This window comes from Rhizobium sp. G21 (genome assembly GCF_014158035.1).
Taxonomy (GTDB): Bacteria; Pseudomonadota; Alphaproteobacteria; order Rhizobiales; family Rhizobiaceae; genus Rhizobium_E.
In genome coordinates this window covers 652,318-665,000 of record NZ_JACFXW010000002.1, presented here as the reverse complement: position 1 = coordinate 665,000, position 12,683 = coordinate 652,318, and the positions used below count along the sequence as shown (strand labels likewise).

Here is a 12,683-nt window from a genome sequence, read left to right as displayed (position 1 = left end):
TCCACGAGTTTGCGCCCGATCATGCCGGCGGCGCCGATAATCATCACATGCATGCTGTCTCCTCCCAGGGCTAGCGCCTCCACACGCAAAACCCTGCATCGGAGCTAGCACGGCGCGGGACCCAAGGCAATTCGGAGCAACGCGACATTTCCTCGGCTTTCCCGCAGTCGTCAACCGAGTTGCCAGCTGTCAACTCTTCCCGATTGCTTTGCCTGGCAGGGGGCTGAAGCGGCGCGCGCCGGCGACACAGGCGATGACGCCGGCCGTGGCGACGAGCATTGCCGGGCTGACCGGTTCGCCGAGCAACAACCCCGCAAGCGCCAGGCCGAAGAAGGGCTGCAGCAATTGCAACTGCCCGACCGCCGCCACGCCGCCCATAACCAGGCCGCGATACCAGAACACGAAACCGATCAGCATGCTGAAGACAGAGACATAAGCGAGGCCGAAGAGCGCAGGACCGCCGATCGCATGCGTTTGCCATCGCAACAGCACAAGGGCCGCGCCGAGCATGACCGGGAGCGACAGAGCCAGAGCCCAGGAGATTACCTGCCATCCCCCAAGCCGCCTCGACAGCTGCGCGCCTTCGGCATAGCCCAACCCGCAGACCAGAATGGCCGCCACCATCAGCGCGTCTCCCTCCGCCAGGCGCACATCGTTCTGCAGCAGCGCAAAGCCTGCAACGCAGAGACTGCCGAGCGTCGAAAAGATCCAGAAGGCCGGACGCGGACGATCGCCGCCGCGCATGACGCCAAAGGCCGCGGTCGCGAGCGGTAGCAGGCTGATATAGACGATGGAATGCGCCGAGGTGATCGTGCGCAGCGCCAACGCCGTCAACAGCGGGAAGCCGACCACCACGCCGCCGGCGATCAGATAGAGAGAAACGAGATCGCCGCGGGCCGGCCGCTTTTGCCGAAAGATCATCAGCAGACCGAGCGCGAGAAGACCGGCGATGGCCGCGCGCGCCGCCGTCAGAAACAAGGGATCGAAATCGGCGACCGCCAGGCGCGTGGCGGGCAGCGATCCGCTGAAGATGATCACCCCGATCAAGCCGTTCACCAAACCGGATCTTTCGCGCGTCATAGGCCACTCCTGTTTTCAGCGCTTATGACCGCGTCTCGCTCGCATCGCCAGAAACAGTCTGATACAGTTTGACAGAACTGTTATGGCGCAAGGATCAGTACAGATGAACGAGGCTTCCCCAAAGGCGGCGCCCCGCGCGGTCATGGCGGCGGATGTCATCCGCCAGCGCATCGCCAGTCGCAGCCTTGCGACAGGCGCCAAACTACCGTCGATCCGAAAGCTGGCCGCCACGCTGGGCGTCTCCACCTCGACGATCGTCGAGGCCTATGATCGGTTGTTGGCGGAAGGCGCGATAACGTCGCGGCCCGGCGCCGGCTTCTTCGTGGCCCGCGCCATAGCGCCCTTCGATGTCGCCGCGTCCGAACCCCGCCTCGACCGGGCCATCGATCCCTTCTGGGTCTCGAGACAATCTCTGGAGAGCGGCGACGACGAGGCGAAGCCGGGCTGCGGATGGCTGCCGTCTTCCTGGCTGCCGGAGGAGGGGATGCGGAAGGCGTTGCGGCAGGCGTCGCGCGCGCCGGCGGCGGGCTTGATGGCCTATAGTTCTCCGCTCGGTCTCGCCCCGCTCCGCACGCTTCTCTCGCGGCGAATGGCGGAAAAGGGCGTCGAGGCCGGCCCCGACCAGATCATGCTCACCGAATCCGGCATCCAGGCAATCGACCTTCTCTGCCGACTGCTGATCTCGCCGGGCGACGTGGTGATGGTCGACGACCCCTGCTACTTCAACTTCCAGGCCTTGCTGCGCGCACACCGCGCCAGGATCGTCGGCGTCCCCTATACCCCACATGGTCCCGATCTCGACGCTTTTGCGCGGACCGCCGGGGAGCATCGGCCCAGGATCTATCTTACGAATTCCGCACTCCACAATCCTACCGGCGCCGTGCTGTCGGCCGTCACGGCGCATCGGGTGCTGAAACAGGCTGAAATCCACGATCTCGTGATCATCGAAGACGACATCTTCGCCGATTTCGAAGAGCGTCCCGCTCCACGGCTCGCAGCCTTCGACGGGCTGGAACGGGTGATCCAGATCGGCAGCTTTTCCAAGACGCTGTCGGCCTCGGCGCGCTGCGGCTATATCGCCGCCAAGCGCGACTGGATCGATGGGTTGATCGACATCAAAATCGCAACGTCTTTCGGGGAGGGCGGCTCTCGGCCGATCTCACTCACGCCGTTCTGAGCGATGGGGGCTATCGAAAACATCTGGAGACGTTGCGGGCGCGGCTGTCGCAGGCGCGGCTGTCAACCATGACAAAATTGCAGAAGCTCGGGATCACGCCTTGGATCGAGCCGGACGCCGGCATGTTCCTGTGGTGCCGGCTGCCGGAGGGGCTCGATGCAGCCGACGTGGCGCGCGCGGCGCTCAAGGACAATCTGGTTCTGGCGCCGGGCAACGCCTTCAGCCATGCGCAAACGGCGACCGGCTTCATGCGCTTCAACGTAGCGCAGATGACGGATGAACTGGTGTTTCGAAAGCTCGAGGCGGCGCTCGCTCGTGCGGCGCGTCAGGGCGCGGGCGGCTGAGCCGGCGCGATGAAAGCGTAATAGGCCCAGACGACAACGAAAAACGCCGCCACGCCAGCGCCGATCAAAGCCTTTTTCTGCCATTCCGGACGAGGGGGCTTCGGGGCTTCCGGCTTTTTCCGCGGTTCGAACTTGATCACATTGGTCACGGACAGCCTCGTCTCGCCTGACCGCCGGGAAGGCGGCCTTACAGTCTACGGTCAGGCGCATCGCGCCTGGATCCTCTTATCCTGTGTTTCCTAAACAAGGCCCGCGCGCCATGCAAGCGGGGACCCGACACGATCATCGGGCCCCATGCCCCATTCTCTATGTCTTCAACGAGGCGATATAGGCCCTCCAGCCGCCGAGATCGGTGACCTCGCGCGCGCCTTGGACAGCGAAGGGTTCGCAGAGAAACCCTGAGACCTGGCTGCCCTCCTCAAGCGTCACTTTGCCGATGCCGAGCGGGGAGGGGATATTCGCCACGAAACGACCGAAGGCGTCATAAGGGATCGACCAGACCTCGACATCGAGCCCGCCGCCGGAAAATCCGGGGTCGCGGATCAGACCGGGCTTCGGCGGCGTGGTGTTGGGCAGGACATAGAGACGATAATCGCCTGCGGTCTTGCAGGCCTTGACCAGCCGCCCGCCGGGACCGGTCAGTTCATGATTGAGCGGCATGCCCGTGAGATGCGCGCCGACCACGACGATCTGAGCCCAGTTCGAGGCCGGAGACGCGACTTTGCTCGCCTCGGGCAGCGCCGCGTGACGGTCCTTGCCCATGCCGGCTCCGAGCGCGCGATGCATGGCGTCGGCGAAAGGCGCAAGCGCATCGTCGGAGAAGCCGGGACCGAACAGCGTGACGCCCGCCGGCAGATGGCCCTTCGAGTCGAAGCCGGCCGGAACGGCGATCGCCGCATAGCCGAACAGATTGGCGAAATTGGTGTAGCGGCCAAAATGGCTGTTCTTGACGATCGGATCGGCCTGCATGTCTTCCACCGTGTAGGTGGTCGGCGAGGTCGGCAGCATGAGAATGTCGAGTTTTTCCCATTCCGCTCTGGCTTTCTGGCCGAGGGCGCCGAGCTTGTACAGGCCTTCGAAAGCGTCGACCGCGCTATAGGCTTTCGCGCCTTCGATGATCTTGCGGACGGTCGGATCGACATCATCGGCGTTCGAGGAGATGAAATCCTTGACCGCCGCCAAGCGCTCGGCCACCCAGGGACCATTGTAGAGCAGTTCCGCCGCCTGCCGGAACGGCGCATAGTCGAAGGGCACGATCGTCGCGCCGAGGCTTTTCGCGCGCTTCGATGGCGGCGTCGTACAAAGCTTCGACCTCGGAATTGCCGAAGAATTCGCGTTCGGCGCCATCGAGAACGCCGATCCGAAGTCCGGAAGAGGGCAGGGCGGTTGGTTCAGCCTTTCGGAGAACGGGTCTTGCGCCTCATAACCATCCATCACCTTGCGGACAGATGTGGCGTCGCCGACGGTCGCAGCAAAGACGGTGACGACATCGACGCTGCGGCAGGCCGGCACCACGCCGACATTCGGCACAAGACCGGGCGTCGGCTTGACCCCTACCAGATTGTTGAAGGCGGCCGGCACGCGGCCAGAGCCCGCCGTGTCGGTGCCGAGCGAAAAGCTCGCCAATCCCGAGGCGACGGCAACAGCCGAGCCTGAGGACGAGCCGCCCGAAACGTAAGCACTGTCGAACACAGAGCGCGGCGCGCCATAGGGCGAGCGCGTGCCGTTGAGGCCGGTGGCGAACTGATCGAGATTGGTCTTGCCGATCACCAAAGCGCCGGCCGCCTTGAGACGCGCCACGACGGTGGCGTCCCGCTCAGGCTGGTAAGCAAAAGCGGGGCAGGCGGCCGTGGTCGGAAAGCCCGAAACGTCGATATTGTCCTTCACCGCAAACGGAATGCCCCAGAGCGGCAGGCTGTTCGGCTCCGGCGCACGCGCCAGCAGCGCTTTCGCCGCCGCGCGCAAATCATCCGCAGAGATGGGGGTGATGAAAACAGCCGGATCTTCGGAAGCTTCCATCCGCGTGGTCACCTCTTCGACGAGATCGAGAAGCGGCAGGCCGCTCGCATAAGCGGCTTTGAGCGATGCAATGTCGAGAATTTGCGGGAGCATCATTTGTCCTCCAGAACCACCAGCACATCGCCGGCCTTGACGTTTCGCCCAGGCCCGGCGCGCAATTCGCGCACGACGCCGGCGGCATGAGCAGTGATGTTGATTTCCATTTTCATCGATTCGATGATGGCGAGCGTATCGCCCGGCGCTACGCTCTGCCCCTCGTCGACGAGCACTTTCCAGACATTGCCGGGCACGGCGCTTTCAACGCCGAAACATCCCTCGGGAATATCACCCGCCAGTCCGCTGGCGGCGCCCTCGTCTGAGATGAAGCTGTCGAGGCCTTGTTCCGGCCTTCCATCGCTGCCGTTCGGCTTCGAAGGCGGATTGCTGCCGGGCCTTGAACGCGCCGATGCTGGAGGCATTCTCTGAGAGCATTTTCTCGTAGGCGGCGTAGGAGAATTCGCCCTCTTCGATGCGGATCGGATATCCGCCATGCGGAAAGGCGGCGCGCGCCTCTGTCAGTTCGTCATGGCTTACCGGGAAGAAGCGGAGCTGATCGAAGAAGTCGAGCAGCCAGGGCTTGTCTTTGCCGAAGACAGGCGTCTGACGCCAGGTGTTCCAGACCTGGATTGTCCGGCCGAACAGCTGATAGCCGCCGGGGCCCTCCATGCCGTAGATGCACATATAGGCCCCGCCGATGCCCACGGCATTCTCCGGCGTCCAGGTGCGGGCGGGATTGTATTTGGTGGTGACCAGCCGGTGCCTGGGATCGACGGGTGTGGCGACCGGCGCGCCGAGATAGACATCGCCGAGACCGAGCACCAGATAGGAGGCGTCGAAAATCGTGTTCTTCACCGCCTGCTCGTCCGCCAAACCATTGATTCGCCTGATGAACTCGATGTTCGATGGGCACCAGGGCGCGTTCGGCCGCACGAGCTCCTGATATTTCCGCATGGCCAGTTCGGCATCCGGATCGTTCCAGGACAAAGGCAGATAGACCGTGCGGCTCGGAACCTTGACCTCCGAGACCGGCGGCAGACTTTGCTCGATCTCCGCCAATAGTCCCAAGAGGTGCGACCGCGACAGAGTCAGACTGTCGTAGTGGATCTGCAGCGAGCGAATTCCCGGCGTCAGATCGATCAGTCCGGGCAGTTTCGCCGCCTTTACCGCCTCCATCAAAAGATGGACGCGCAGCCGCAAGGCGATATCGAGTTGCATGGGCCCATATTCGACCAGCAGATTGTCGTCGCCCTGACGGCGATAGGCGACAGGGACAGGTCCGGAATCGATGGTGGCGAGGATGGGAGAGCCGGCGAGGGCGCGCCAAGCGGTACCCCCTCTGGTCTGCCGACCATCTCCCCTCAAGGGGAGATTGGACGGCGGCGCCGGCTTCCCCACTCTCAACCGCAGTATTCTCAAGGCCAGTTGCCGGGCGATGGTCGTACGTCTCTGCAATCTCCCCCTTGAGGGGAGATGTCCGGCAGGACAGAGGGGGTATCGCGGATGCTGATGCCACATCCCCTCCCGCGCCACCGGATGAAAGCGAATCCTGTCGCCCGGCTTGAACTGCCCCATCTTCCATTGCTCGTCGCGCGCAATCACCGCCGGGCAGACGAAGCCGCCGAGGCTGGGGCCATCGGGACCGAGAATGATCGGCATGTCGCCGGTGAAGTCGATCGCCCCGATCGCATAGGCGTTGTCGTGCAGGTTGGAGGGATGCAGCCCCGCTTCGCCGCCGTCCTCGCGAGCCCATTTCGGCGCCGGGCCGATCAGCCGAACGCCGGTGCGGGCGGAATTGAAATGCACCTCGTAATCCGTCGAAAACAGCGTTCCGATGTCCTCATCGAGAAAGAAATCCGGCGCGCCATGCGGTCCATAGAGCACCCTCACGCTCCACTCGCGGGTGAGATCCGCAGGCTCGCTCGCGGGTTTGACGCCGGATAGGGAAGCCCGCGCCAGCCGCAGCACATGGCCGGCGCGAAGCGTGCCGGTGGCGTTGCCGCCGAATCGACCCAGCCCGAAGGTCGCGCGGGACCCGAGGACGACAGGCGCATCGAAGCCGCCGGCAACGGCCAGATAGGCGCGTTGCCCCGCGCCCTTGATCGCGCCGACAGCCAACGACTGGCCCGCGCGGGCCTTGATCGCGCTGTCATGAGCGACAGGCACTCCATCCAGCGTCATCGGCATCTCCGCGCCGGCAAGCGCAAAGACGACATCGGCGCAGAATTTCAGCACTGGACCCGACACGGTTAGTTCCAGCGCCGCCGTCTCATCGGCATTGCCGACGAGGCGGTTGGCGTGGCGGAAAGAGCGTTCATCCATCGGCCCGCTCGGGGAACGCCGACATGCCAGAGACCGAGACGACCGGGAAGCTCCTGCAGGCTCGACTGGGCGCCCGGCGCCACGACCTCGATGACATCGGGTGTGAAGTCGAAATCCTTGAGCGCGGTGGTCGCGACATCGCCTGATTTGAACAGATCCGAGGAAGTGATTGCCTTGAGATACTCAAGATTGGTCTCGATGCCGGAGATGGCCGACTGCGAAAGCGCTTCTTCGAGGGCGCGGATCGCCAGCTCCCGCGTTTCAGCTGACACGATCACCTTGGCGAGCATGGGGTCGTAGAAAGGAGTCACGTCCGTGCCGGTTTCCACCCATCCATCGACCCTGACGCCTTCGGGAAACACCACGTCCGTCAGTAATCCGGCGCTCGGACGAAAGCCCGCATGCGGCATTTCCGCATAGACGCGCGCCTCGATCGCGGCTCCCCTAGGCGTAAGAACTTCCTTACCCGTCAGCACATCCTCTCCGGCGGCCTGGCGGATCATCCATTCGACGAGATCGACGCCGAACACGGCTTCGGTGACAGGATGCTCCACCTGAAGCCGGGTGTTCACTTCGAGAAAATAGAATTCTTCGCGAGCCGGATCATAGATGAACTCGACGGTTCCCGCCGACGTGTAATTGGCGGATTTGCCAAGTGCGACCGCTGCGGCATGCAGGCGCTCACGCACAACATCGCTCAGGCCCGGCGCCGGCGTCTCCTCGATCACCTTCTGGTTCCGGCGCTGCAGCGAGCAATCGCGTTCGCCAAGCGCGATGACGCGTCCCTCGCCATCACCGAAGATCTGCACCTCGACATGCCGGGCTTTGGAGACGAAGCGTTCGAGATAGACGCGGGCGTCGCCGAAACTCGCTTTCGCTGTGCGTTGCACGCTGTCGAAAGAGGCTTTCAGGCTTTCCGCGTCATGGCAGAGTTGCATGCCGATGCCGCCGCCGCCGGCGGTGGATTTCAGCATGACGGGATAGCCGATTTCGAGAGCCGCGCTCAGCGCGTCCTCGCCGGTTTCGATGAGCCCGGTGCCCGGCAGCAGCGGCACGCCGCTGTCCCGCGCCAGTTCGCGCGCCGTATGCTTCAATCCAAAGGCGGCGATATTGTCGGGCGTCGGACCGATAAAGGCGATGCCTTCCGCTTTCAGGCGCTCAGCGAAAGCAATGTTTTCGGACAAAAAGCCGTAGCCTGGATGCACAGCCTCCGCGCCGGTCTGCTTGCAGGCCGCAACGACCGCATCGACATTCAGATAGCTTTCGGAGGCCGGCGCAGGACCGAGCCGCACGGCTTCATCCGCCATCAGCACCGGTTTGGAAAAACGGTCCGCGTCTGAATAGACGGCGACGGAGGCGATGCCCATGCGCTTCAGCGTCCGGATGATGCGGACGGCGATCTCGCCGCGATTGGCGATCAGGACTTTTTGAACATCAGCCGGCCTCGCCATCCCAGACCAGCACGCGGATCGGCGTGGGATCAAACCCGTTGCAGGGATTGTTGATCTGCGGGCAATTGGAGATCACCAGCAGCACATCCATCTCGGCCTGCATCTCGACATAATCGCCGGGCGAGGAAATACCGTCGACGATGGTCATGTCGCCGCTTGGGGAAATCGGCACATTCATGAAGAAGTTGATGTTGGGCGGCACATCGCGTTTGCCCATGCCGTATTTCGCCACTTCGAGCACGAAATTGTCGCGGCAAGCATGCAGATATTTGGCGCCGTGACCGAAACGCACGGTGTTGCTCTCGCAGGAGCAAGCCCCGGCCGAGGTGTCGTGTCGACCGCAGCTGTCGGCCGTCATCGTCAGCATCACCTTACCTTCGTTGGAGATGATCCTGGTGCCGGTGGTCACATAGGCCGCGCCCTGTTCCCGCATCGTATCCTGGTTCGAATAGCGCTCGGAATAGTCTTCCGCATTGTAAAACAGCGTGTCGATGGCCTGCTGGCCGAAGCTGTCCTCAATACGCAGAACCTGCCCCTTGCGAACCACTGTGGAAAACGGCGCTTCGGCGGGGATGTAATGATCCTGCACGGCGGTTTCGGGCGTGCGGTCAGGGGAGGTGACGATAAACTTGCTCATACCAGGACCTCCTCAGATCACAGCCAATGCGTTGTTTTCGAAGCCGCGCACGGCTTCGGCGGTGGCGGTGCGGCAAAGATCGTCCGCCGCCGGTTCGGATGCCGCAATGCGCGTGATCGCCACCGGATTGGGCGCATAGACAGGGCTCGGGTCGAGCGGATGCGGGCAATTGGAAAAGCCGACCAGCATGTCCATTTCGGCGCGAAGATCGACATAGTCGCCGTCTTCCACCAGTTCCGGCTTCCAGACGAACCGCCCGTCGTCATCGACGCGCACAGGCGCAAACAGCGCGAGCGCTGCGGGAATGTCGCGGCGGTCGAGACCGAGTTTGGTGGTCAGCTTGACGAGATTGTCACGCGTGTTGCGGATCTCGGCGCCGTTGGCGCCGGCATATTTCCGCGCATTGGAGGCCGCCGTCGATCCGCCCATCAGGCAATCATGCGCTGCGCAGGAATCCTCGGTGATCGAGAACATCACCGTGCCCATATCCGAGAGAATGACGCGGCCTTTACCGAGGCCCGTGGTCCATTGAACCTTCACGGTATCCGGCAGGTTCAGCCTCTCGCTGGGCTCGTCGGCCTTCCAGGCGACAAGCGTCACAGTCGAAAAACCGTGATCGAGGCTGACGCGCAGGATCTCGTTTTTGCGGACCCGGGTCGACCAATACCAGCCGCCGGGAACAGTTTCCCGGTGCAAAACCTGATCGGCCGCAAGCTCAGGGGCGGGTTTGGCGCTCTTACCAGGCAGGGCCTTGGGAGCAAATTCAAGCCCCTTGCGCTGATGCTCTTCATAGCGGGCGCGATTGGCGGCGATTTCTTCGGGCGAACGTCGGATATGCACCGTTCTTCTCCTTGATTGGGAGCCGGGTCGTCCCGGCTAGAGACCTCTGGGCGCCGGGCCGTCCCGGTCTGGTCGGATGAGAGAGGCCTGGCCGGCGTCGCGCGGCGGCCAGATCGGAATGTCGCGGGTGATCGTCGCGCCATAGCGCAGTTTTTCCTCCGGACGGTCGCGCGGACGCTCAAACGCGACGACGCGACTGGCGAGTGTGAAGGCTTCGCGCATGTCATGCGTGACCATGACCACGGTCATGGGGTTCTCGTGCCAGAGACGCTTCATCAGCACATGGATATCGGCGCGAATGCCGGGATCGAGCGCCCCGAACGGCTCGTCGAGGAGAAGCACTTTCGGCTTCATCAGCAGCGCCTGCGCCAGCGCCAATCGCTGCTGCATGCCGCCGGACAGCTGAGCCGGATATTTGTCCTCCGAGCGGGACAGTCCGACCTGCGCCAGCATTTCCCGCGCATCCTCGAGCGCCGCCTTGCGTTCGGCGCCGAACAGACGGGCGAGGCGAGGGGAGCGGGTCAATTCCCGGCCGAGCAGCACATTGCCGAGCACGGTCAGATGCGGAAACACCGAATAACGCTGGAACACCACGCCGCGATCGGGCCCGGGTTCAGGCGGTAGCGGCGCGCCATCGATCAGGATCTGGCCGCGCGTCGGCTCCTCCTGACCGAGCAGCATGCGCAGAAACGTGGTCTTGCCGCAGCCGGAGGGGCCAACGAGAGCCACGAAAGCGCGGTCTTCGATGTCGATCGACACGCTTTCGAGCACGATCTGGTCGCCATATTCCTTCCAGACATTGTCGATTTTCAGCGCGCTCATACCTGCTTCTCCAGTTCTGACCAGGGGAAGAGGCGGATGCGCAGCCGATCCAGCAGCCAATCTGCGGCGACTGCGAGCAGCGTAATCCAGACGACATAGGGGAAGATCACGTCCATCGCGAGGTAACGTCGAACGAGGAAGATCCGGTAACCGAGACCGGAATCGGCGGAAATCGCTTCGGCCGCGATCAGAAACAGCCAGGCAGGGCCGAGCTGCAGCCGAAGCGTGGTGATCAGCCGCGGCAGGATCTGCGGCAGCACCACGCGCAACCCGATCTGCCAGGACGATCCGCCCAGCGTTTCGGCCTTGATGATCTGCTCGCGCGGCAGGTTGACAGCTGTCAAAGCGAGGTCGCGGATCATGATCGGCGCGACGCCGATGACGATCAGGGCGATTTTCGATGTTTCGCCGAGGCCCGCGATGATGAACAGGATCGGCAAGAGCGCCAGCGGCGGCGCCATGGAAATCGTGGCCACGAAGGGCGAGAGGGCCGATCTGACATAGGGCAGCATGCCGATCAAAATCCCCAACACAAGGGCGATCATCATAGCGATCCCGAGGCCGGACAGCAGCCGGATCAGGCTTGCCGCCGTGTCGGTCCAGAGCAGATAGTCGCCGGTTCGGGCGTCTGCGGTGAAGGCGAAGCGATCGATCGCGGTGGCGAAACCAATAAGTCCTGGCAGCAGCTTGTCATTGGGGTTTTCGGCGAGACGGGCCGCCGAGCCGATCGCATAGGCGATCAGGACCAGCCCGAACGGCGCAAGCATCAGGGCTAGTCGCGCGCCTTTGCTGGGATGAGTGTTGATCCACCGCATCATGGGCTCCGATCGAACAGGGAAATGCGGCGGGCTCGACGGCCCGCCGATGACGGGTGATCAGAGAGTTCCCTTTTCCGCCGCATCCATGAAGCTGGTGGTGAAGCGGAACTTGATATTGCCCTTGTCGCCGAGCACCGAGCCGTCAGGCATTTCGATGCCGATGACGTCGGCAGACGGCGCGCCGCTGCCGAGCAGGCCCTTTTCGAACAGGAAGTTCCGCACCAGATTCATCGTCTTCGGCAGATCGGGCGAAGCGGTGAACGCCACGGCGTCGGCGGGCTTGTCGAACAGTTTGGTCGCCGCCATCTGCGCCTCGAAGCCCTTGAGATCGGTGCCCGACGCCTTACCCATTTCCTCGCGCGCGGCTTTGCCTTCGGCGCTGTCGGCGGTCATGACCGTCATCGTGTCATACCAGATGCCGGCCAGCGCCTTGCCGAAATCGGGATTGTCCTTCAGCACATCGGAATTGGCGACCATGAGATCCATGATCTCGCCGGGAATCTTGGAGCTGTCGAACACCGATTTGGCGGTCGGATCTTCGAGGATAGAAGCGACCAGCGGGTTCCAGGTCACGACAGCGGTCACGTCCGCCGTCTTGTAAGCCGCGACCATGTCTGCGTCAGACGTGTTGACGACCTTCACATCGCGCTCCGAGGAGCCGATGCTTTCAAGCCCGCGGGCCAGAAGATAATGCGACACCGAGAATTCCACCAGATTGACGGTCTGGCCCTTGATGTCCTCGAGCTTGTCCTTGCCCTTCAGAATGATCGCGTCATTCCCGTTGGAGAAATCGCCCACGATGACGGCGGTCGTGTCGACGCCGCCCGCGGCGGGGATCGACAGGCCGTCCATATTGGTCAGCGTCACCGCGTCGAAAGCGCCGGCGGTGTATTGGTTCATCGATTCGACATAGTCGTTGAACTGCGTGACTTCGATCTTGATGCCGTATTTGTCCGCCCATTTCTGGACGATGCCGTGATCCTTGGCATAGCCCCAGGGCATCCAGCCGACATAGATCGACCAGGCGACCTTAAAGTCCTTCTTCGGCTCGGCCATCGCGCCGCTCAAACCGCCCCAGGTGATGAGAACCGTCGCGGCGGCGGTTGCGAGTATTTTGCTAATTGTCTTCACGTGCAT

At 63.1% G+C, this 12,683-nt stretch carries 8 protein-coding genes and 4 pseudogenes (1 of these 12 running past the window's edge); 1 reads left to right on the top strand and 11 read right to left on the bottom strand.

Features of this window, described 5'->3' with window-relative positions:
• A protein-coding gene (gene denD, locus H2O14_RS24325) for a D-erythronate dehydrogenase (RefSeq protein WP_182829914.1) crosses the window boundary here: on the bottom strand, positions 1-53 show its beginning. Its footprint begins 928 nt before the window's first position; 53 of the gene's 981 nt are visible here — the first part of the coding sequence; the start codon lies at positions 51-53; its stop codon lies beyond the left edge, outside the window.
• 136 nt (positions 54-189) lie between these two features.
• Positions 190-1,080 (bottom strand): DMT family transporter, encoded by an 891-nt coding sequence (locus tag H2O14_RS24320; protein WP_182829913.1) that lies wholly within the window; start codon positions 1,078-1,080, stop codon positions 190-192.
• An 82-nt stretch (positions 1,081-1,162) separates the two neighbouring features.
• On the opposite strand from H2O14_RS24320, the pseudogene H2O14_RS24315 reads away from it, so the two are divergent.
• Positions 1,163-2,601 (top strand): annotated as a pseudogene (locus H2O14_RS24315) (PLP-dependent aminotransferase family protein).
• Here H2O14_RS24315 and H2O14_RS24310 read toward each other — a convergent pair.
• The 9 genes and pseudogenes from H2O14_RS24310 to H2O14_RS24275 all read right to left on the bottom strand — a co-directional run bounded on the left by H2O14_RS24310 (position 2,583) and on the right by H2O14_RS24275 (position 12,677).
• Positions 2,583-2,750 carry a hypothetical protein gene (locus H2O14_RS24310; protein WP_182829912.1) on the bottom strand — a complete coding sequence of 56 codons (168 nt, stop codon included), beginning with the start codon at positions 2,748-2,750 and terminating at the stop codon, positions 2,583-2,585. The pseudogene H2O14_RS24315 and the gene H2O14_RS24310 overlap by 19 nt on opposite strands.
• A gap of 157 nt (positions 2,751-2,907) precedes the next feature.
• Positions 2,908-4,716, bottom strand: a complete 1,809-nt coding sequence (atzF, locus tag H2O14_RS24305) for an allophanate hydrolase (protein ID WP_182829911.1) — start codon at positions 4,714-4,716, stop codon at positions 2,908-2,910.
• Positions 4,713-5,976, bottom strand: a pseudogene (locus H2O14_RS29110) (carboxyltransferase domain-containing protein); the annotation flags it as partial. The gene atzF and the pseudogene H2O14_RS29110, both read right to left, overlap by 4 nt.
• A gap of 117 nt (positions 5,977-6,093) precedes the next feature.
• Positions 6,094-8,429 (bottom strand): annotated as a pseudogene (locus tag H2O14_RS29105) (5-oxoprolinase/urea amidolyase family protein); the annotation flags it as partial.
• Positions 8,413-9,066, bottom strand: a complete 654-nt coding sequence (locus tag H2O14_RS24295; RefSeq protein ID WP_182829910.1) for an urea amidolyase associated protein UAAP2 — start codon at positions 9,064-9,066, stop codon at positions 8,413-8,415. The gene H2O14_RS24295 and the pseudogene H2O14_RS29105, both read right to left, overlap by 17 nt.
• A gap of 12 nt (positions 9,067-9,078) precedes the next feature.
• Positions 9,079-9,906 (bottom strand): urea amidolyase associated protein UAAP1, encoded by an 828-nt coding sequence (locus H2O14_RS24290; RefSeq protein WP_182829909.1) that lies wholly within the window; start codon positions 9,904-9,906, stop codon positions 9,079-9,081.
• A pseudogene (locus H2O14_RS24285) lies at positions 9,906-10,728 on the bottom strand (ABC transporter ATP-binding protein); the annotation flags it as partial. The pseudogene H2O14_RS24285 and the gene H2O14_RS24290, both read right to left, overlap by 1 nt.
• Positions 10,725-11,543 (bottom strand): ABC transporter permease, encoded by an 819-nt coding sequence (locus H2O14_RS24280; RefSeq protein ID WP_182829907.1) that lies wholly within the window; start codon positions 11,541-11,543, stop codon positions 10,725-10,727. The gene H2O14_RS24280 and the pseudogene H2O14_RS24285, both read right to left, overlap by 4 nt.
• A gap of 60 nt (positions 11,544-11,603) precedes the next feature.
• Positions 11,604-12,677 carry a putative urea ABC transporter substrate-binding protein gene (locus H2O14_RS24275; RefSeq protein ID WP_182829906.1) on the bottom strand — a complete coding sequence of 358 codons (1,074 nt, stop codon included), beginning with the start codon at positions 12,675-12,677 and terminating at the stop codon, positions 11,604-11,606.
• Positions 12,678-12,683: the final 6 nt, after the last annotated feature.